The organism is Luteibacter aegosomatis (assembly GCF_023078455.1).
In the GTDB taxonomy this organism is placed as follows: domain Bacteria; phylum Pseudomonadota; class Gammaproteobacteria; order Xanthomonadales; family Rhodanobacteraceae; genus Luteibacter; species Luteibacter aegosomatis.
On sequence record NZ_CP095740.1, the window covers coordinates 3,373,531 to 3,394,543 of the forward strand.

Below are 21,013 nucleotides of genomic sequence, written 5' to 3' on the forward strand. Positions count from 1 at the left end.
GGCATGTAGCCTTCAGTCGTCGTCGGCGTCTTCCGCATCGGCGTGGGTAAGAACACGTACTGTGGCGGCGGCGAAGCCGCGACGCAAGAGGAACTGCGCCCTGCGAGCCCGTTCGGCGGGGTCCGGAGAGGGGCCGCCGTAGCGGCGGCGCAGCTGGTCGGCGGCCAATCGATGCCAGTCGACGTCGGCGGCCTCCAGCAACTGGCGCACGACCCCGTCGGAAATACCCTGGCTGCGCAACTCGGCGCGAATGCGCGCGGGCCCGTAGCCCTGCCCTACCCGGCTGCGGACCAGCGACTCGGCGAACCGGCCGTCGTCCTGGTATCCCTGGTCTCCCAGGCGCTCGAGCGCGGCCGAGGACTCGTCACGCTCGAAACCACCGCGCTCCAGCTTTTGCCGGAGTTCGCGACGAGAATGCTCGCGCCGGGCCAGCAGGCCCAGCGCCTTGTCGTATGCGCTGCGAGCGGGGCGATCGGCCTTGCCGTCACCCCGCCCCGGGCCCTGCTCAGGCTTCTTCGACCGCATCCTGCTCGGTGTCGTCGGCCGAAGACTTGGCGCCCGGCTTCACCAGCAGGCGAGCGCGCAGTTCGGTGTCGATCTCGTTGGCGATGGCCGGATTGTCGCGTAGGAACTGGCGGACGTTTTCCTTGCCCTGGCCGATGCGGTCACCCTTGTAGCTGTACCACGCACCCGACTTGTCGATGAGGTTTTCGCGCACGCCCAGCTCGATGATCTCGCCTTCGCGCGAGGTACCCTCGCCGTAGAGGATCTCGAATTCGGTCTGGCGGAACGGCGGAGCCACCTTGTTCTTCACCACCTTCACCCGGGTTTCCGAGCCGATGACCTCTTCACCCTTCTTGACCGCACCGATGCGGCGGATGTCTAGGCGCACCGAGGCGTAGAACTTGAGGGCGTTACCGCCGGTGGTGGTTTCCGGGCTACCGAACATCACACCGATCTTCATGCGGATCTGGTTGATGAAGATGACCAGGCAGTTGGATTTCTTGATATTTGCCGTGAGCTTGCGCAGCGCCTGGCTCATCAGGCGGGCATGCAGGCCGACGTGGGAGTCGCCCATCTCGCCTTCGATTTCGGCCTTGGGCGTGAGCGCCGCCACGGAGTCGACCACCACGAGGTCGACCGCGCCGGAACGCACCAGCATGTCGGCGATCTCGAGCGCCTGCTCGCCGGTATCCGGCTGGCTGACCAGCAGGTCGGCGACGTTGACGCCGAGTTTTTCGGCATAGGACGGGTCGAGGGCGTGTTCGGCATCGACGAAGGCGGCGGTGCCGCCGTTGCGCTGGCACGAAGCGATGGCCTGCAACGTCAGGGTGGTTTTACCGGACGACTCCGGCCCATAGATCTCGACGATACGGCCACGCGGCAGGCCGCCGATACCCAGCGCGATATCCAGGCCGAGGGAACCCGTCGACACGGTATCGATCTGGTCGTCGACGCGATCGCCCAGACGCATCACGGCGCCCTTGCCGAACTGCTTCTCGATCTGGCCAAGGGCGCTGGCCAGCGCCTTGCGCTTGTTGTCGTCCATCATGGTTTCCGGTGTCGTGTTCAGTGAAGGGATCTTGCCCGACCGTGGTCTCAGCGACTGCGATCCGCAATCGGCAAGTGTGCCATAGGGAGCACGGGTCAGTGCCGAAGCTCCTCGACCATTCCAGCAAGGGCCGCCGCGACCGTCTGTCGCCGCACCGCCTCGCGATCGCCGCCGAATTGGAAGAGCTTGGCGTGGGCGTACCCCCCGCGACGCTTCCAGCCGATCCAGACCGTGCCGACCGGCTTGTCCGCCGTACCGCCGGACGGGCCCGCGATACCGGTTACCGCCACCGCCACGCCCGCGCCGTAGCGGGCCACCGCGCCCGACACCATCTCCAGCACCGTTTCCTCGCTGACCGCACCGGTGCGCTCGAGCGTGCGGGGATTGACCCCCAGCAGGGATTCCTTCGCGCTATAGCTATAGGTCACCACCCCCGCCTCGAACCAGGCCGAACTGCCGGCCAGGTCGGTGAGCGACTTGGCGATCCACCCTCCGGTACAGGATTCGGCCGTCGCGACCATCACCCGGCGGTCGAGAGCCGCCTCGGCCACCTCGCCAGCCAGGGCCATGAGGTCGGCGTCGGAGGGAATTTTCTCTTCGGACATGCGGATTTCGCCTTTTTCGCCATGCGTAAACGGCAGGTTCTACACCCGGCCGGCGCCTACGCCAAGCCTGGATGGAATCGACCGGGCGCCCTGACCAGGCCACCCGCGCCATCTCGTGAAGCCGATCCGCGGATCGCGACCGTATGGAACGCGCCATCGTCGATGGGGCAGCCGTCAGATGACGGCGTATGCGTCGTCATACCCGCCGTTCACCTACGAGATGCAGCGGCAACCGGATCTCATGACGCAGCCCGTCGCCGCTGGCGCAACCTTTGATTGACATATACAATCCGACATTACACGTTACGCGAGCGATACTCCCGCGTATGGTCAGAAGGCCGCGCATGCGTCACGAATCAAGGACGATCCGGTGCCATGGCACACTGCATTCCCCCCGCCACACCGAGCCGGACGCCCCGTTATGGGCCGCGAACGACATCCGGGTCGATACGCCGAAACGCCACTGCATGGTGGCAAACGGCGAGTCGCGTTTTTGACTCTTCGACACACCTGTATCACGCGTGATACGCAAGTTATTGCGCCCTGTCATCGAATCAAAACATGCCTGTCAATGTTTCGACGCCCCCTTGCTGTTGCAATGCGCAGGGCTGGGAAGTGGTATGGGTGCCTAGGCACGCATTGTGTGTTTGTTCTGTGAAAACAATCACGAAGCGATCACAATTCCGCTCTAGCCAAACGAAAGATGATGGGTTATTTTTTTGGCGCGGACTTCGTCCGTTGTTAGGGGGATCCGTCAGAGTCCAGCCACAGCTACGAAAAGCCGCAGTCTAGACGTCGCGGTTTTACGTAGGACGGTGTCTCAGGAGTTACAACGTTGACCGGACGATACACGTCGTCCCAAACAGGAAGTTTTCAATGGATAGCTGGCAAGCAGTGCGGGCCCGGGGGGCTCGTCGGTCGTATCGACAATCGAGGTATCCACGGGCATCCGCCGGCGGCGGACATCTTGCGAGACATAGCCATGGCTATGCGTCTTCGCGTGCCCTGGCGCGACCTCCCTCCGAATAAGAAGTCAAGCCGTACCGGGTGACCTCCGGTGTCCGTCGATGGACCGACGCCGCGACCCGTAATCAGAAAGACCTTGCCTTTCAGAGAGTTACGAGTTCAACGTGAAAATATCCTTCTTCTCTACTCTGCGGCTTGGCACGTCATCGATGCTGTGCCTCGCTCTAATCGGTTGCGGAACACCCATGGCGAAGGATTTCGGGGGTTCCTGGAAGCCCGTGAACCACTACGACGACAAGCCCACCGAGATTCCGCTCGCGGTGCCGTACACCTATTACGCCTCCCCGATGGACGGGACCCTGAAGGCGATGCTGACGCGCTGGGGCGCCGATACCAGCCGGAAGGTGTCCTATCGTCTGCGTTCGGACTTCACGCTTCCCAAATCTGCGTCACAGATTCATACGTCCGAGGCACGCGACGCCGCGGCCCAGCTGAGTGCCATCTACGCACCGCAGGGCGTGGCCGTGCTGATCGACGGTCCGCAGATCGTCGTCGAGGAGGTGAGCAGCGTGACCGCCCCCGCCCCGTCCGACGGCTCCCCGCCGGCTCCGGCCCCCACCGCCGCGACGGAGGCGAAGCCCGCCTCCGCCCCGGACGCCAAGTGACGGGCCGCTGACGATGCTCAAGAAAAAGGAATCCCCGAAGATCGACGAGGCCGTGTCGCGGTCGGTGAACTTCGAAGTCTCCATCGCCGACCTGGCCAAGCGCAGCGAGCGCCGTGCCTGGATCGTGGCGATGTGCTCGCTGTTCGTGTCGCTCTGCCTGATCGGTGGCTACTTCTACATCCTTCCGCTGAAGGAGAAGGTGCCGTACCTCATCATGGCCGATGCGTACACGGGCACGAGTTCGCTGTCGCAGCTCACCGACGACGTACTCAATCGCCAGCTGACGGCACGCGACGCGATCAATCGCAGCAACATCACGCATTTCATCATGGCGCGTGAAGCCTACGATTACGACATGATCCTCCTGCGCGACTGGGACACCGTCATGACGATGTCGTCGCAGAAGCTGGCCACGGAATACATGGCCCTGAACTCGTCGCGCAATCCCGCTGCACCGTTCAAGACCTACGGACGCGACCGCGCCATCCGGGTGAAGATCCTCAGCATCGTGATGATTCCCAGCGAAACGCCCGGGGCCCCGCCGATCGGAGCCACCGTGCGCTTCCAGCGCTCGGTCTATAACAAGACCACCGGCACGAGCACGCCCCTGGACAACAAGATCGCCACGATGTCCTTCGTCTACAAGCCGAACCTGCGCATGGACGACCGCTATCGCGTGGAGAACCCGTTGGGCTTCCAGGTGACGGGCTATCGCGTCGACAACGACTACGCGGACTCCCCGCCTCCGGAGATCCCGGTCGATCCGGCCGCCGCCCAGCCCGGCGTCGCGCCGGCGGCGGCGAGTTCCGCCGGTGCCCTGCCCAACGGAACCGATGCGGCCTCGACCATCACCGGACAGCCGCAGGCACCCGCCGCCATCCAACCCACCGCCCAGCCCACCGTCCAGCCTTCCGCCGCGGCCCCCGCCGCCACGGGCCAGGGCGGCAGCGTGAACGGAGTCCGTCGCTGATGAGCCACCGATCCATCCCGCCCGCCCTGATCGTCGCGTTCGCCGCGACGATCGCCCTGGGTTCGCTCGCATCCCACGCCGAGTCCGCCCCCCGGGCGACGACGCCGATGGCGTCATCGAGCCTCGTTCCGGCGCCTGCGCTGGAGACCTACCAATACGAACCCAATCGCATCTACACGGTGCGCACCGGCCTGGGCATCACCACCCAGATCGAACTCAGCCCGAACGAGAAAATCCTCGACTACAGCACGGGCTTCAGCAGCGGCTGGGAACTGACCCGCCGCGAAAACGTCTTCTACGTCAAACCGAAGAACGTGGACGTCGACACCAACATGATGGTGCGCACGGCCACGCATTCGTACATCTTCGAACTCAAGGTGGTCGCCACCGACTGGAAAACGCTCGACCAGGCCCGTCGCGCCGGCGTGCAGTACAAGGTGACCTTCAGCTATCCGTCGGACACCAGCTTCCTCGCCGAGACGAAGAAAGTGGAAGACGCGCCGATGCTCGATACCTCATTGGTCAAGGGCCGCGACTATAACTTCGACTACGACTACGCCAAGACCCGCAAGACCGCGATCTGGATCGTCCCGATCAACGTCTACGACGACGGCCGTTTCACGTACATCAAGATGCCGGACCTCAAGCAGTTCCCGACGGGAAATTTCCCGACGGTATACATGCGCGAAAAGGAGCATGGAGTGGAATCGGTGGTGAACACGACCGTGGAAGGCAACACGATCATCGTCCACGGTACGTACAACTACCTGGTGATTCGTCACGACGACAATGTCGTGGGTCTGCGAAGGAACACGAAGAAGTGAGCCCGAATAATCCCTACCATCCGGATGACGAGTCGGCGCGCGGCAACACCGTGCCGCCGCAGGACGAGCGCGCGCAGCAGCAGGATACGTTGTCGGGCAATCCCTACGCCGCCAACCAGCAGCGCCAGGCCCAGCCCGATCTCGACGCCGCGGCGCCCCAACTCGCGGCGGCCGATGTCCGCCGCATGAACCGTCGCGCCATCGGCTTCCTCGCCGGCATCGTCGTGTTGCTGCTCGCCGTGGGCTACTTCCTGCTTACCGGCGGCTCCAGCCAGCCCGCCCCGACGCCCAAGGTGCGCGAGGAGACCGTCACGGTCCCCACGGCACCCAAGCCGCTGCCCGACCTGCCTCCGCAGCAGACCGCCCAGCCGATCGCCCTGGCCCCTCCGCCGCCGTTGCCGACGCCCGAGCAGACGCGCCCGGCGAAGATGACGATGCCGTCGCGTCCCGCGGGCCCGACCCTGCTCGAGCGGCGCATCGCGGCTGCGGAGCAATCGAGCGCGGCGATCGCCGGCGGTCCGGCCGGCGGTGGCGCTCCCGGCCCGGGTGGCTTCGGTCCCGGCGGCTACTTCGGTCCCCAACAGGCACCGCCGCAGTCGTACAACGGCGTGCCCATCAATACGGCCTACGGAGCCAAGGACCTGTCGGGCATCTCGAGCGCCGACCCGCTCACGCATCCCGACACGCTGATGCTTCGCGGCACGTTTATCCGCTGCACGCTCGAAACCAAGATCATCACCGACATCCCGGGCTTTACCTCGTGCGTGGTCACGGAACCTGTCTACTCGTTCACCGGCAAGCGGCTGCTGCTGCCCAAGGGCTCGAAGGTGCTGGGCAAGTACGACATGGAACCCAACGGCCCCCGCGTGGCCGTCATCTGGGACCGGATCGTCACACCCACCGGCATCGACGTGAACATGGCCAGCCCCGGTATCGACACGTTGGGCGGCGCCGGTCACCCCGGTATCTACCGCGCCCACTGGGGTAGCCGCATCGGTTCGGCACTGCTGATCAGCCTCTTCAGCGATGCGTTCAAGTACGAAGCCGCCGAGCACGGCCCTCGCCAGACCACGATCAGCAACGGCGTGGTCACCCAGAGCCCGTTCGAGAGCAATACGGCGCAGACCCTCCAGACCCTCGCGAACAGCGCGGTCTCGCGTGCGGCGAACCGCCCCGCCACGGTCACGATCAACCAGGGCACCGTCCTGGATATCTACGTCGCCAAGGACGTCGACTTCGCCGGCGTGGTCGCGCGGTACTGACGAGCCCACGATGAACGAACCCGCCCTCGCCGTCGTCGGAAACGATTTCCTGGACTACCAGTACGAAGTGCTGGGCGTCCGGGACTTCCTGGCGTCGCCGGACGTGACCGAAATCTGCATCAACCGGCCGGGCGAGCTCTATCTCGAATCGCGTGGCGCGTGGCGCCGCGTGGAGGTGCCCAGTCTCACGTTCGAGCGCGCCCGGCAGTTCTGCACGGCCGTGGTCAACGAGAGCAATACGGGCCAGCGCATCACCGATACCGATCCGGTGGTGTCGCTCACTTTTCCCACCGGCCAGCGTGCGCAGTTCGTGATTCCGCCCGCCTGCGAGGCGGGCCGTGTCTCGATCACGATCCGCCTGCCCTCCCGGCAGACGAAAACGCTGGCGCAGTACCAGGAAGACGGCTTCTTCGACCAGGTGGTCGAAGGCGCCAACGTGCTGAGCGACGTCGACCGCGAACTGCTCGAGTTGCGCGCGGAACGTCGCTATGCCGACTTCTTCCGTCGGGCCGTGCTCGGCAAGAAGAACATCGTGGTGGCCGGTGCCACCGGTAGCGGCAAGACCACCTTCATGAAGTCGCTGGTCAACCACATTCCGGCGGACGAGCGTCTCGTCACCATCGAAGACGCGCGCGAGCTGTTCATCGACCAGCCCAACGTCGTCCACCTGCTCTATTCCAAGGGCGGCCAGAGCTCCGCGAACGTCACGGCGAAGAGCTGCATGGAGGCCTGCCTGCGCATGAAGCCGGACAGGATCATCCTTGCCGAGCTGCGCGGCGACGAGTCGTTCTACTTCATCCGAAATTGCGCATCCGGCCACCCCGGGTCGATCACAAGCTGCCATGCAGGCAGCGTCGAGCAGACCTGGGACCAGCTCGCGCTGATGGTGAAGGCATCGAACGAAGGGGCCGGATTGGAATTCTCCACGATCAAACGCCTGCTGATGCTCACCATCGACATCGTGGTGCACATCCGGGCGCATGCCGGCAAGCGACACATCACCGGCATCGATTTCAACCCCACCCGGGCGATGGGCGGGGGATAACGTACGCGTCACCCAAGGTCATGAAACAGGAGTTGTAAAGGTGCTACCAGGACTTGAAATGATGGGTTGCCAAAACCTCGCCGTACCGGCCGAGGTGATGCAGCACGTCGTCAACGTCGAATCGAGTCGCAATCCCTACGCCATCGGCGTGGTGGGTGGCCAGCTCGTGCGCCAGCCACAGAACCTCCCCGAGGCCGTCGCCACGGTGCGCATGCTCGAGGAGAAGGGCTACAACTATTCGCTGGGCGCGGCACAGGTGAACCGGGCCAATCTGGGCAAGTACGGCCTCGACTCCTACGAGAAGGCCTTCGACCTGTGTCCGAACCTCAGGGCCGGCTCGCAGATCCTCGCCCAGTGCTACACGAGCGCGGGTGGGGATTGGGGCAAGGCGTTCAGTTGCTACTACTCCGGCAACTTCATCACCGGCTACCAGGACGGTTACGTACAGAAGATCTTCGATTCGATGGCTCGCCAGGATGCCATGGTCGGTGCCCGTCCCATTCCATTGCAGGTCGCTTCCAACGCGGCCGCCGCGATGGCGAAGGCGGCGCCTACGATCACCACCAACGATGCGGCCGCCCGGGTGGCCATGCGCAGCGTCGCCGATGCCGCGCTGTCGGCCGCCATTGCCCCCGCCATCAGCCGCGTGTCGGCCGTGGGACCCCAGGCCGGGATGCCACCGGCCGGCTCGGCCATGTCCGCCGCCGACCTGCAGATGATCAACCAGGCCCAGTTGAGCGTCGCCCAGGCGGCGCTCCAGCAACAGCAAGGCGTCATCGGCAATCCCGTGCCTCCCCCGCCGCCCGGACCGATCGCCACCGATCCGGACACTGCCGCCGTGATGAGCCAGATCGGCGCGCGCCTGCCCGCGGCGCCATCCCGGCCGGGACAGATCGCGACCGATCCGAACACCGCTGCCGTGATGGCCGGGGTCGGCGTGTCCGCCACCTCGCCGCGAGGCAACGAGGCCGCGTTGCCGACGAACGACGACAACGGCGTTTTCGTGCCGCAGGTGCGCGGTCCGAACGACGCCGCCCCCACCACCGGTGTGCCGCAACCCGCACCGCGTGTCCCGGCCGTCGACGGCGCGGATCTTCGCAACGGAGGTGGCGATGGCGCCTTCGTCTTCTGAACTGCTTGCCGGTGCCTGCGCCGGCCAACCGAATCGTCCGGATATCCGTCCTGTGGGATACCGGCGATGGCCCTCGGGCCACCTCATTGCACCGGCCGCCTCGGGGCAATGGTTCCACCCCAACGGCTACTCACGTAGCTATTCCGGTGACTGCCCCGAGCAGTCGCGACATCGAATCAACCGTTGAACTTAGGAGTTACCGCGATGGCCCAGCCGTCTTACAACACCACGATCGATCCTTCGAACGCGCCGCTTGCCAGCAAGATCGCGTTTGCCCTCGTGACCATGGCCCTGATGCTTCCCGCCGTCGCGTTCGGCGCCGACAGCGACGGCCTGGGCGAAACCGGGCAGAAGGTCTGCGGCTTTTTCCAGAACATCAACTCCCTTCTCAATGCCGCGTCGATCGTCGTGGTGACCATCGCCGTGATCTTCTCGGGCTACCAGATCGCCTTCGCCCATAAGCGCATCGGCGACGTGGCTCCCGCGCTCGTCGGCGGCGTGCTCATCGGTGCCGCGGCGCAGGTCGCCCGAATGGTGGTGGGTGGCAACGGCGCTTCCACCAACGGCACCACCGCATGCACCTCCAGCAGCGGCAAGGACATCGGCACGGGCCTGATCATCGACGCGATCACGCACGTCCAGCACTTCCTGCACCTGCATGTATAAGAACGCGCTGTTTCGCGGTTGTACCCGCCCTCCCATGTTCATGGGGGTGCCCTACATCCCCTTCTTCATAGGGGCGGGTTCCGGTTTGCTGCTCTCCTTCTACATCAACATCTACTACCTCGTGACCATCCCGGTGGTCATCTTCGTCATGCGCCAGATGGCCAAGCGTGACGAAATGATCTTCCGGCTGCTCGGATTGCGGCTCCAGTTCCGCACGCGCGTACGGAACCTGAAGGAACACGACGGGATGTGGGTGTTTACGCCGAACAGCTACCGCGATCCCTCGACGAAATCGAAACGCTGACAGCCAGGTGCCCTGGCAGGCAACTGCCAGGGCCTTTGAAGATCCACACGGTAAACCGCCATGTTCACGCCCGACGCTCCCATCGCCGACCACATCCCGCTGTCGACTCACGTCTCGCCGACCGTCGTCAAGACGACCGCGGGCGATTTCCTCATGGTCTGGCGCCTGGGCGGCCTGCCCTTCGTCGGTCGTGAAGAGTGGGAGATCGAGCACCGCCACAACACGTTCAACCGCATGCTGCAGACGCTGCGCGCGCCCGACTTCGTGAACGTGGCGTTCTGGGTGCACGACGTCCGTCGCCGACGCAAGGTCAAGGACACCAGCAAGTTCGAGCACGAGTTCAACCAGTCGATGTCCGACGCGTACTTCGGCGCGCTCTCGGCGCAAAAGCTCATGCAGAACGAGCTCTATCTCACGATGATCTATCGCCCGGTCGTCGAGGGTAAGCGTTTCGTCGAGAAGTCGGCGGACGTCTCGCGGCTGGAGGCGGAACAGAAACAGGCCATCACCAAGATCCTCGAACTGGCCGGCAACGTGGAGGCCGTGCTCAAGGATTACGCACCCAATCGCCTGGGCATGTACGAGGCGCCCAACGGCATCGTCTTCTCCGAGGTGCTGGAGCACTTCGGCTACATCCTCAACCGCATCGACGAACCGGTGCCGGTGCTGCAGGCCGCCGTCAAGGACTATCTCGCGGTAAGCCGCCAGCGGTTCTCCAACCGTACCGGCGATTTCGTGCTGACGACGCCCTCGGGCGCGAATCACTTCGGCGCCATCCTCAACGTCAAGGAATACCCCGAAGGGACCTACCCGGGCATCCTCAACGGGCTGAAGTATCTCGACTTCGAATACGTCATCACCCACTCGTTCAGCCCCATGGGCCGTCACGATGCGCTCAAGGCACTGGAGCGCACCAAGGGCATGATGATTTCCTCCGGCGACAAGGCCGTGAGCCAGATCATCGAGATGGACCAGGCCATGGACCAGCTCGCCTCGGGCAACTTCGTGCTGGGCGAGTACCATTTCTCCATCGCCATCTACGCGAATTCCCAGGAAGCGCTCGGCCAACAGCTCGCGACGACGCGCGCCGAGCTGTCCAACGCCGGCTTCGTTTCGGTGAAGGAAGACCTCGCGGTAACCGCCGCCTTCTATGCGCAGTTTCCGGGAAACTGGAAATACCGCACGCGACTGGCCAACGTCAGCTCGCTCAACTTCCTCGGCCTGTCGCCACTGCACAACTTCGCCACGGGCAAGAAGGAAAACAACCCCTGGGGCGACGCCGTCACCACGTTGCAGACCACGAACGGCCAGCCGTACTTCTTCAACTTCCACGCGACGCACCCGGCCGAAAACTCGTTCGGCGAGAAGGCCATCGCGAATACCATGGTCATCGGCAAGTCCGGTACCGGCAAGACCGCGCTCATCAACTTCCTGCTGAGCCAGGTGCAGAAGCTCGATCCCGCCCCGACGATCTTCTTCTTCGACAAGGACCGTGGCGCCGAGATCTTCGTCCGGGCCTGCGGCGGCAACTACCTCGCCCTGGAAAACGGCAAGCCCACTGGCTTCAATCCGTTCCAGTGCGAACGCACCGAAGAAAACGTGCAATTCCTCGCCGATCTGGTCAAGGTGCTGGCGGGCAAGGCGGTCTACAGCTCCCGCGAGGAGGAGGACATTTTCCGCGCGGTGGAAAGCATGCTCGACACGCCCATGCACCTGCGCAACATGACCAATTTCCAGAAGAGCCTGCCGAACCTCGGCGACGACGGCCTCTTCATCCGCATGCGCAAGTGGACCTCGGGCAATTCCCTGGGCTGGGTCTTCGACAATCCCCGCGACACGGTGGATCTTTCCAAGGCCAACATCATCGGTTTCGACTATACCGACATCATCGACAACCCCGAAGTCCGCGCGCCTGTCATCAACTACCTCATCCACCGCCTGGAGGCGATCATCGACGGCCGTCGCCTGATCTACGTGATGGACGAGTTCTGGAAGATCCTCGACGGCAAGGGCGGCCTGAAAGAGTTCGCGAAGAACAAGCAGAAGACCATCCGTAAGCAGAACGGCATGGGCATCTTCGCGACGCAGAGCCCGGAAGATGCGCTGGCCAGCGACATTTCCGCCGCACTGATCGAGCAGACGGCCACGATGATCCTGCTGCCCAACCCGAACGCGAGCCGCGAGGATTACGTGGAAGGCCTCAAGCTCACCGAGGCCGAGTACCAGGTGGTGGTGGGCCTGGACGAGCGCTCGCGCTGCTTCCTCGTGAAGCAGGGTCACGCCTCGGCCGTCTGCCAGCTCAACCTGCGCGGCATGGACGATGCGCTGTCGGTGATCTCCGCCTCCACGGACAACATCGAGATCATGCACGAGATCCTGCAGGCGCGCGGCGAGACGCTGGGCATCCACCCCGACGATCTCCAGCCCGCCCAGTGGCTCCCCCAGTTCTACGAAAACCGCAAGGGCAGCGGCAAGAAACCCACCCCCGGCCCCCAGTCTTCCCGCACTGCGCGCAGCGCGGCGGGTTGAGCAACAGCAAAGCGATGATGGAGACCTTCATGACGACCCACACCGTCCCCCGCAAGCCTCGTCCGATCGGCCGGCGCCTGGCCGCGTTGGCCATGCTGGCACTCTTCGGCGCCGCCGTGGTGCCTTCGGCCCATGCCCAGTGGCAGGTCAACGACGCAAACACCCAAGGGAAGATCGACGACCTCAAGCAGAACATGAACGATAACGTCGGCGTCAAGGCAGACGGCGATGGCAAGACGCTCAACGGCAACCTCGACGCCATCAACAAGAAGTTCGTGATCGGCACCTATAACGCCAAACAGCCGGGCGACCGCGTAGACCCGCCCAAGAGCGCCCTCCCCGCCGACGACAAGAACGCGACCGGCCCTGTCAGCGACGCTTACTGCAGCGATGTGCCGGAACCGCAACAGGCCAACTGCAAGAAGATCGTCGAGATCGAGAACGCCCAATACCTGTACATGGTCACCATGTACAACAACACCACCAAACGCTACCAGACACTGAAGGAACTGCTCGACGAGCGGAGCAATATCAACACCGACGATCCCAATCAGTTCGGTAAGCTACAGGACAACACCAACAAGCTGACGGCCTTGTACAACCTGCTCGCGATCGACCAGCAGCAGATGCAATCCGTGAACTACGCCTACGATGCCAACCTCAATTTCCTTCGCGAGCAACAAGCACAGCTCGCGAAGGCAGCCAACACCGGTCAAGCCCCGAAGTCGTCCGGCAGCGGTGGCGATGGCGGCGGCATTCTCGGCGGACTGGGCATCTCCCTGCCCGGCGGCAGCGACCTCAATATCGGTGCCGCGGTAACCGCCCTGACCACGGGCGCCGTGCTCAAGACCACGCTCGACCAAAAGAAATCCGAGGCGCCGGCGGGCATGCAGCATCTGTCGATCACCAACAGCTGGTAAGTACCGGGCAGGGCCTCCGGCCCTGCCTGGGCGCTTCGCCGCATCTTTTATCGTAAGGAAATGGCTTCATGATCGACAGGATCGGAGACATCGCGGGAACCCCGGCGCTGGCGCTAGCCGGCGATCCGACGGGCGCGCTCACCAATTTTTTCTTCTTCTCGACGATCAACGACTTCCTCCGGAACGAGATCGACGTGATGCAGTGGAAGCTGCTCTCGGGCGCCGCCACCATCATCGGCACGGTGGCCGTCGTGGTACTCACCGTGTGGATCATGTGGCAGGGCTTCCGGATCGTGAGCGGCCAGTCGCGGCAGCCCATGATGGCACTGGTGGGCGACTCGGCGAAGGCGACGCTCATCGTGTTCATCGCGACCACCGCCGCGGCCAGCTCCAGCTCGGTCTACTGGACACTCTCCGACGGCATGTCGACGACGATCGCGCAATACGTAACGGGCGACACCGCGAGTCCGTTCGAGTCCATCGACAAGAACCTCGCGCAGATGGAAGTCGCCCTCGCGATCATCGACAGCATGGATACGGGCAAGGAGAGCGCCCAACAGGATGCCAAGGACCGCAACCGCTGGTTCACGGGCATCGGCGTCGCCGGGCCGAGCGTGGTCGCCGGCTCGATGCTCCTGCTGAACAAGATCGCCCTGGCGTTGTTCGTCGGCTTCGGTCCGTTCTTCATCATGTGCCTGCTGTTCGACTCGACGAAAGCGTTGTTCCAGAAATGGCTGCTTTACGGGATAGGCACCGTGTTCTCGCTGGCCGTGCTATCGGTGATGGTGGGCATCGCGATGAAGATGATGGGAGCGATCACCGAGGCATTCGCGGCGAAGTTCCTCATGACCATGGCCACCGGGGGATCGTCCAGCAGCGCCGACGGCATCAACAGCATGGCGCTCCAGCAGGGCGGCGTCGGCCTCCTGCTGTCCACGCTCATCATCATGGCGCCTCCGATGGCGGCGGCGTTCTTCCAGGGCACGCTCGGCCAGTTCGCCTCGTATTCCTCGTTCGGCTCCATCGGATCGCAGATCGCGGCGCAGGACGCCCAGGCGCTCGCGCAGGGAAGGAGCCCCATGGGCGGCGGCGGATATGTACCCCCGCACCGTGACCAGGGCGGAACCGTGGCGAACACGGGCAAGGCGCCCACGTTGGGTTACCAGGGAGGGCCTTCCGTTCAGCCTAAGCAGGACGATACGGTCAAGAATCAGCGACCGACTGGCCTAGGTGAGACTCCATGATTCGTCGCGTCATCCTGCTGGCAACCCTCTCCCTCGGATTCGCAGGCGCGGCGTTCGCGCAGTGCGCTCCCGGCATTCCGTCCGCCGGCAACCCGGGATGTATCCCGCCCACGGCGCCCAACTCGCCCTACAACCAGGGCACGGGTGCCGCGCCGCCTCCCGGCCCGGAGCCCGTCTGGCGCGAAACGTGGGGCGCCGTCGCCATCGACATGGGCGTGGGCCGGGCCGGCATGTCGGATACCGAAAAGAGCAAGGATTCCGCCATCGCGGTCGCACTGGACCGGTGCAAAAGCGCCGGTGGGACCCAATGCGAGATCAAGACCACATACCACAACCAGTGCGTCGCCCTGGCCCAGGAAAAAGGTGGCGGGGATGTGGTGACCGTTACCGGGCCGGACCAAACCAGGGCCGAATCCCGATCCGTGGAGAAATGTGGCGGCGAGGCGCGTTGCGCCGTCGTCTACAGCGCCTGCAGCGATGCCGTCCGAGTGCAGTGAGCCGACCATGACCATGCGAAAGAAAACCCTCTTCCTGTCCACCACCCTGCTCGCCGTGGCGAGCGGTGGCGCCTTTGCCGCCGACGTGGCCGCACCGCCGGAAATCGTCGCGGCCGTGCCGTCCGGCGCCCATCTGGTCGCGTTCAAGAAGAGCGGCGACCAGATGGGCGCCGACGCGGTGGCCGTTTATGAAACGACTGCCGACGCCTCGGGCTCGCGAAACAGGGAGCTTCTGGTCTTCCGCAAGCAGAATGGCGCGTTCCAGGAAGTGGTCCGTAGCGACCGCATCGTCGCCTGCTCCACCTGCAGCCCCGAGCGCAGCGATCCGTTCGTGAGCGCCGACCAGATCAAGGTGACACCCGGGCACATCGACATCCGGCAGAGCTACGGCGACGCCCATCCCACCGACGTGACCTTTGCCTTCGCCTACGACAAGGGCCAGTGGCGAGTGACGTCGGCATCGAGCCAGGACGGCGCGGGCAAGGTCACCCGCATCCCCCTGCCCTCTTCCGGCCTCCTGAAGGATTTCGACGGCGGGTGGCAACGCAAGTCCTTCTGGAACGCCCTGATGCTGAACGACGTGAAGCATTCGTTCCGCTTCCTGCTGGCCCAACCCAGCGAAAGCGCGCTCGCAGGCAAGATCGACGATACCCGCAAGGAAAGCGGCGACTGGCATGTCGCGGCGCGCGTCGCGGACGGTTGCATCGCGCTCGCCCGCGATGCGTCCGGCACGTTCTTTCCCGTCGCCAAGCCGGGCACCTCCTCGAAAGACCAGGCATCGCAGGAAGCGATGGCTGCCTGCAAGGCCCAGGGCAAGGGCGAGTGCGAAGCGGTGCGCACCAGCTGCAGCGCCGGCCCCATCTAAATCATCGGTTACGCAAGAAGGAGACGCGCCATGGATACCGTATCGGATCAGAACATCAAGCGGTTGGTCGAGACGCAAGGCAAGAACCGCATGTACGAACTCGAGGACGGCACCTGGCTGAAGGCGTCGGAAGGCACGGTGGCCTGGCGCAACAACAACCCAGGCAACCTGAAGTTCGGTTACCACGACAGCGCCGATACCACGGTGCACACCAAACGCACGAAGGAAGAGGCACTCGCCTCCGCCCAGAAGAACTACGACGGCGTGGTCGATCTCGACCAGTGGGGCAACGCGGTCTTCAAGAACTACGAAGCCGGTCGCGCGGCGCAGGAGAAGCTGATTTCCGGGAAGTGGGGCGACAAGACCGTCGACGAGATGGTCAAGTCGTATTCCAAGCCGGATTACAGCGGCCAGACGCACTACGAAAACCAGGTCAAGACGATCTACGCCACCGCGAAGGCGCAAGGCCTGGACCTGGAAGGCAAGAAGATCAGCGACATGTCGCAGAAGGAACTCGATGCCCTCGCCGACGGCGTCAGCAAGGCCGAGGGTTGGCGAGCCGGCACGGTCCAGGCATCCAAACCGCTCACGGTCGAAGAACTGCGTGAGACCATGGGCAAGAGCGCCCCGTCCTCCCCCGCCAAGGGCCATGGGGGCGGCGCGCTGCGCGAAGGTGCGCACGGCGAAGACGTGCGCCACGTGCAGGAGAATCTCAACAAGCTCGGCTACACGGGATCGAACGGCAAGGCGCTGGAGCCCGACTCCCGCTTCGGCGCGCAGACGAAGGAAGCCATACAGAAATTCCAGCGCGAACACCACCTGACGGACGACGGCATCGTCGGCGACAAGACGATGAAGGCCATGAACGACGCCGTGCAGGCGAAGAAAGGTGCCGCGCCGGCCCACGCCGCCGGCCAGCCCTCCACCGGCACGCACGGCCCGATGCTGGACGACCCCGCCCATCCGCGCCACGACATGTACGAGCAGGCCCTGGCCGGGGTGCGGGATTTCGAAAAGCGCATGGGTCACGCATCCGGTCCGCATACCGCCAACGTGTCGGGCGCACTGACCGCCGCGGCGCTCAAATCGGGCCTGGATCGCATCGACCACGTGGCCGTCTCGGACGATGCCAACAAGGCCTATGCCATGCAGGGCGACGTGGCCTCCCCGTTCAAGAAACACGCGGAGATCGACGTCGCCAACGCGGCCAGGACGCCGCTGGCGGAAAGCAGCGCACAGGCCCTGAACCACGCACAGGCGCAGGAAAACGCCCGCCCGGCCCCGCAGCAGAACACGAATCAGCAGCAGGCCGCCTCGCAGCCGGCAGCGCCCGCACAGCCGCAGTTGCCTGGGCAACCGTAAGCAAGACGCTCGGCGCAACTAGGACAGATAATGGACGAGCTGAAGGCGTTCGCGACCGAAGGCACCCGGATACTGGAATGGAAGACCGGAGACCTCACCGGAAGCGGCCGTATGGACGCCTTGCTCGTGCTGGACCCGCCCGGTGCGGGCGACGAGAAGCTCGGCGAAGGACCGGAACGAACCGTGCTTCTGCTGATCCGCGGCATGTCGGGCCGGTGGAACCAGGCCGGCACCAATCGACGGATCGTCCCCAGCGCCACCCGTGGCGGGGTGGCCGGCGACCCGTTCGGCTACGTGAGGCTGGAAGAAGCCGGCTTCACGGTCGTCAACGGGGGCGGCAGCCGCGAACGTTGGGCTGATGAATTCTCCTTCACGTACAGGGAAGATCGCGAAGACTGGTTCGTCAGTAAGGTGGTCCGGCGGGTGTCCGACAGCGAGACCGGACTGGAAAAACGTATCGACCTGAGCCCGGAGGAACTGGGCCTGATCGCATTCGAAGACTTCGACCCGGTGACGATTCCGGAGGTAACACTCCCCTGAACCGTGGTTTTTCCGCCCCCATTTGGCGGGACAAGGCAGCACGGTGCTGCCGCATCGAGAGTGAAACAGGAGCTGCACATGGCGATTGACCGTGAGACCCAGGTGATGATGGACGCCTACTCGGCGGGCATTCGCTCGCCCAAGGAACTGGCCAACTACATGGCCCAGGTGACCCATGAATCGAATGGGCTGAACCGTCTGGAAGAAAGCTTCCGCTACACGCGCGACAACTCGCAGATTCCCACCCAGTCGGCCTGGCGCGAAGGCGCCAACCGGCTGGATGCCGCCCGCAGGGATGCCTTGCAGGGCAAGCCCGAGCGCCTGGCCGAGCTGATGTACGGCGGGCGCAACGGCAACGACGAACCCGGCGACGGCTGGAAATACCATGGCCGTGGCTACCTCCCGCTCAACGGCAAGGACAACTACCGCGCCGCCGGCGAAGCCATCGGTGCCGATCTGGTGGGTAAACCCGAGCTGGCCGCCGACCCTCAAACCGCGTCCAAGGTCGCCTCGTGGTACTGGAGCCACCGCATTCCCGAGCATGCGAGGGAAGACGTGAAGGCCGCCACCCTCGCCATCAACGGCAAGTACCACGGACTGGAAGACCGGGAGCGCCGCTTTGCCGAATGGGAGCGCCGGCTCACGCCCGAAGTGATGCAGCGACTGGAAGGCGGCGCCGTGGGTCGCCCGATGGAGACGACACCCGCACATGCCGCGTCGAAAGCGCCCGACGACCAGGCGCTCATCGACCAGGCGCGCAAGGGCGTGCACGAACTGGACCGGCAACGCGGCCGCCAGCCCGACCAGTTCAGCGAGAATCTCACCGGTTCGCTCGCGGCGGCCGCGAAGCGCGACGGCCTCGATCGTGTCGATCACGTGGTGCTCAGCGACGACGCCTCGCGCGCCTACGCCGTGCAGGGCAACCTCGACTCACCGCACAAGCGCATGGCCGAGGTGCAGACCGCGCAAGCCGTGAACAAACCCTTCGAAGAGAGCATGAAGGAGATGGCGAACCTGGCTCACCGACAGCCGCAGGCACAGCTCGAGCAACAGCAGCCATCGCAGCACAAGCCGCCGACCGGCCCAGGCATGTGAGGCGGCGGCCACCGACCGACGCTGCGGGAAAGCGCACATCGCGGTCCCGTAGACAGCGATAAGGTGCCCGGAAAGGAAAAAAGCCAGAAAGCGAGAAAGCGCATCAGGGGGGACCCGTCCGGACGATGGGTCGACGGCACGCGGGACGCGACGCCGACCGACAGTCAGACAGGAGTTACACATGGCGATTGATCGTGAAACACAGGTGCTCACCACCGCTTACGCGAGCGGCATCCGTTCGCGCCGCGAGCTGGCCAATTACATGGCTCAGGTGACGCACGAGTCCAACGGGTTGAACCGGCTGCGGGAAAGCTTCCGGTACATGCGAGGCGTCGCGCAGATCCCCGTGCAGGCGGCCTGGCGCGACGGCCCGCAGGCGCTGGATGCCGCGCGCAAGGAAGCCTTGCTCGGCCGCCCCGAAACGCTTGCCGAGTTGATGTACGGCGGCCGTAACGGTAACGACCAACCGGGCGATGGCTATCGCTATCACGGTCGCGGCTACCTGCCCGTGCCCGGCAAAGCGCATTACCGCGCCGCGGGCCAGGCGCTCGGGCTCGATCTGGTGAACGACCCCGACCTCGCCGCGGAACCGGAACACGCGGCGAAAATCGCGGCGTGGTACTGGAAGAACCGTGTTCCCCCGTCGGCGCGCGAAGACGTACGCTCCGCGACCGAGGCACTCAACGGCAAGCTCTACGGTCTCGACGACCGTCGCGAGCGGTTCGAGTCCTGGGAGCGACGGCTCACGCCGGAACTGCTGGAACGGCTGGAGCGTCGGCAGCCAGAGCGCGCCGCCGACACGTTCCCGCATGAAACGCTCGGCGGCGCGGTTCCCGCGGTGGCGGGCGTGCGCCGTCACGGCACGAAGAACAAGCCGAAGAGCGATGCCGAGAGCCCCGCCACGACGACCGATGCGGCCAACGAACCGGGCGACCCCGTACTGATGCTCGAGATGCAGCGCGACATCATGGAGGTCACCACGGAGTACGTCCCCGAGTCGCGTCGCCACCGACACCATCGGCACCATCCATCGCTCCATCACGTCGACCATCCCCAGCACGCGCTCTATGCACAGGCACGCGATGCGGTACGTCGCCTCGACGAGGCGCGCGATCGCAGGCCCGACGAAAACAGCGACAAGCTCGCGGCGGCGCTCACCGTGGCGGCACACGCGAAAGGCATGGAACGCATCGACCATGTCACGTTGAGCGACGACGCGAGCAGGGTCTACGCCGTGCAAGGCGATGTGCGCTCACCCCACAAACAAGTGGCCGACGTGCATACGGAGCGCGCCCTCGACACGCCCGTCGAACAGAGCGCGGCGGCACTCGCGCGGGAGCAGGCCAAGGCCGCGCCCGAGCCTCGTCACGAACCGGCCGCGATCAAGCCCGCCCATGGGCCCTGACATCCCGTCGCGTCAAGAAAGCCGCCACCCACGCAAGGATCCACGCATGAATCAGCTCCTGAGGAACATCGTACTCACATCTTGGATGGCATGGCCGCTATGCGCATGCCAGCGACCCGCCGAACAGGCCGCTGCGCCCGCGGCCACCTCCACCGCGCCGTCTCCGGTGACCACGTCGGCACCGTCCGCCCCCAGCGCGATGGCATGCCCGGCACCGACGTTCGAGGGCTTCTTCAAGCGCTTTGCCGACGACGTCGCCGTGCAGAAGGCGTACGTCACCGACCCGCTGCAAAGCGACTCCGTCGACGCCGAGGCGGAACCCGAGCCCGCGCCCGTGCACAAGACGCTCAAGGCGTCGGAGATCGCCTTTCCCGTGCTGCCCACGACGACGGAGCTGGCCAGCAAGGGCCTCAACGTCACCACGGAACATCCGGACCCGTCGGACATTGCCGTCACGGTCAGCAAGCCGGATACCGACGACCAGAAGGTGTTCCATTTCCGTCCGTCCGACGGTTGCTGGACGCTCTATCGCATCGACGACCAGTCGCTCTGATCCCACGAAGCC

General features: G+C 64.8%; 20 protein-coding genes and 1 pseudogene. 18 read left to right on the forward strand and 3 right to left on the reverse strand.

Annotation, left to right across the window (positions count from 1 at the left end; genetic code table 11):
• Nucleotides 1-12 precede the first annotated feature (12 nt).
• From L2Y94_RS15200 to L2Y94_RS15210, 3 genes are all read right to left on the reverse strand, one after another.
• Nucleotides 13-525, reverse strand: coding sequence for a regulatory protein RecX (locus tag L2Y94_RS15200; RefSeq protein ID WP_247368244.1), 513 nt, complete (start codon nucleotides 523-525; stop codon nucleotides 13-15).
• A complete protein-coding gene (gene recA, locus L2Y94_RS15205) occupies nucleotides 506-1,549 on the reverse strand; it encodes a recombinase RecA (protein ID WP_144909928.1) in 1,044 nt (347 codons plus the stop codon). Before recA ends, L2Y94_RS15200 begins: the two co-directional genes overlap by 20 nt.
• Before the next feature lie 98 nt (nucleotides 1,550-1,647).
• Nucleotides 1,648-2,121, reverse strand: coding sequence for a CinA family protein (locus L2Y94_RS15210; RefSeq protein WP_425602471.1), 474 nt, complete (start codon nucleotides 2,119-2,121; stop codon nucleotides 1,648-1,650).
• A 1,247-nt stretch (nucleotides 2,122-3,368) separates the two neighbouring features.
• Here L2Y94_RS15210 and L2Y94_RS15215 point away from each other — a divergent pair.
• The 18 genes and pseudogenes from L2Y94_RS15215 to L2Y94_RS15300 all read left to right on the forward strand — a co-directional run bounded on the left by L2Y94_RS15215 (nucleotide 3,369) and on the right by L2Y94_RS15300 (nucleotide 21,001).
• Nucleotides 3,369-3,788: a hypothetical protein gene (locus L2Y94_RS15215; RefSeq protein WP_247368251.1), complete on the forward strand. Its 420-nt coding sequence runs from the start codon at nucleotides 3,369-3,371 to the stop codon at nucleotides 3,786-3,788.
• 13 nt (nucleotides 3,789-3,801) lie between these two features.
• On the forward strand, nucleotides 3,802-4,758 hold the full coding sequence (locus L2Y94_RS15220) for a VirB8 family type IV secretion system protein (protein WP_247368253.1): 957 nt from the start codon (nucleotides 3,802-3,804) through the stop codon (nucleotides 4,756-4,758).
• A 107-nt stretch (nucleotides 4,759-4,865) separates the two neighbouring features.
• Nucleotides 4,866-5,582, forward strand: a complete 717-nt coding sequence (locus L2Y94_RS15225) for a TrbG/VirB9 family P-type conjugative transfer protein (protein WP_247375270.1) — start codon at nucleotides 4,866-4,868, stop codon at nucleotides 5,580-5,582.
• Nucleotides 5,579-6,844, forward strand: coding sequence for a TraB/TrbI/VirB10 family type IV secretion system protein (locus L2Y94_RS15230; protein ID WP_247368255.1), 1,266 nt, complete (start codon nucleotides 5,579-5,581; stop codon nucleotides 6,842-6,844). The genes L2Y94_RS15225 and L2Y94_RS15230 overlap by 4 nt, the downstream gene beginning before the upstream one ends.
• A 10-nt stretch (nucleotides 6,845-6,854) precedes the next feature.
• Nucleotides 6,855-7,889: a P-type DNA transfer ATPase VirB11 gene (gene virB11, locus L2Y94_RS15235; protein WP_247368258.1), complete on the forward strand. Its 1,035-nt coding sequence runs from the start codon at nucleotides 6,855-6,857 to the stop codon at nucleotides 7,887-7,889.
• Between the two features lie 40 nt (nucleotides 7,890-7,929).
• Nucleotides 7,930-8,574: pseudogene (locus L2Y94_RS15240) on the forward strand (lytic transglycosylase domain-containing protein); the annotation flags it as partial.
• A gap of 732 nt (nucleotides 8,575-9,306) precedes the next feature.
• Nucleotides 9,307-9,687: a TrbC/VirB2 family protein gene (locus L2Y94_RS15245; RefSeq protein WP_425602472.1), complete on the forward strand. Its 381-nt coding sequence runs from the start codon at nucleotides 9,307-9,309 to the stop codon at nucleotides 9,685-9,687.
• A complete protein-coding gene (locus L2Y94_RS15250) occupies nucleotides 9,680-9,991 on the forward strand; it encodes a VirB3 family type IV secretion system protein (protein ID WP_247368263.1) in 312 nt (103 codons plus the stop codon). The genes L2Y94_RS15245 and L2Y94_RS15250 overlap by 8 nt, the downstream gene beginning before the upstream one ends.
• 60 nt (nucleotides 9,992-10,051) lie before the next feature.
• Nucleotides 10,052-12,520, forward strand: coding sequence for a VirB4 family type IV secretion/conjugal transfer ATPase (locus L2Y94_RS15255; protein WP_247368266.1), 2,469 nt, complete (start codon nucleotides 10,052-10,054; stop codon nucleotides 12,518-12,520).
• Between the two features lie 29 nt (nucleotides 12,521-12,549).
• Nucleotides 12,550-13,440 carry a hypothetical protein gene (locus L2Y94_RS15260; protein WP_247368269.1) on the forward strand — a complete coding sequence of 297 codons (891 nt, stop codon included), beginning with the start codon at nucleotides 12,550-12,552 and terminating at the stop codon, nucleotides 13,438-13,440.
• Nucleotides 13,441-13,508: 68 nt separating this feature from the next.
• Complete coding sequence (locus L2Y94_RS15265) at nucleotides 13,509-14,684, forward strand: TrbL/VirB6 family protein (protein ID WP_247368272.1); 1,176 nt, start codon at nucleotides 13,509-13,511, stop codon at nucleotides 14,682-14,684.
• On the forward strand, nucleotides 14,681-15,181 hold the full coding sequence (locus L2Y94_RS15270; protein WP_247368274.1) for a DUF4189 domain-containing protein: 501 nt from the start codon (nucleotides 14,681-14,683) through the stop codon (nucleotides 15,179-15,181). Before L2Y94_RS15265 ends, L2Y94_RS15270 begins: the two co-directional genes overlap by 4 nt.
• Before the next feature lie 13 nt (nucleotides 15,182-15,194).
• Nucleotides 15,195-16,046, forward strand: coding sequence for a DUF4189 domain-containing protein (locus L2Y94_RS15275; RefSeq protein ID WP_247368277.1), 852 nt, complete (start codon nucleotides 15,195-15,197; stop codon nucleotides 16,044-16,046).
• A gap of 30 nt (nucleotides 16,047-16,076) precedes the next feature.
• Nucleotides 16,077-17,408, forward strand: coding sequence for a peptidoglycan-binding domain-containing protein (locus L2Y94_RS15280; RefSeq protein ID WP_247368278.1), 1,332 nt, complete (start codon nucleotides 16,077-16,079; stop codon nucleotides 17,406-17,408).
• Between the two features lie 30 nt (nucleotides 17,409-17,438).
• Nucleotides 17,439-17,948 (forward strand): hypothetical protein, encoded by a 510-nt coding sequence (locus L2Y94_RS15285; RefSeq protein ID WP_247368280.1) that lies wholly within the window; start codon nucleotides 17,439-17,441, stop codon nucleotides 17,946-17,948.
• Nucleotides 17,949-18,026: 78 nt separating this feature from the next.
• Nucleotides 18,027-19,043, forward strand: coding sequence for an XVIPCD domain-containing protein (locus L2Y94_RS15290; RefSeq protein ID WP_247368282.1), 1,017 nt, complete (start codon nucleotides 18,027-18,029; stop codon nucleotides 19,041-19,043).
• 181 nt (nucleotides 19,044-19,224) lie between these two features.
• Nucleotides 19,225-20,448: an XVIPCD domain-containing protein gene (locus L2Y94_RS15295; protein ID WP_247368284.1), complete on the forward strand. Its 1,224-nt coding sequence runs from the start codon at nucleotides 19,225-19,227 to the stop codon at nucleotides 20,446-20,448.
• A gap of 46 nt (nucleotides 20,449-20,494) precedes the next feature.
• Nucleotides 20,495-21,001, forward strand: coding sequence for a hypothetical protein (locus L2Y94_RS15300; protein WP_247368286.1), 507 nt, complete (start codon nucleotides 20,495-20,497; stop codon nucleotides 20,999-21,001).
• The last annotated feature ends 12 nt before the right edge of the window (nucleotides 21,002-21,013 follow it).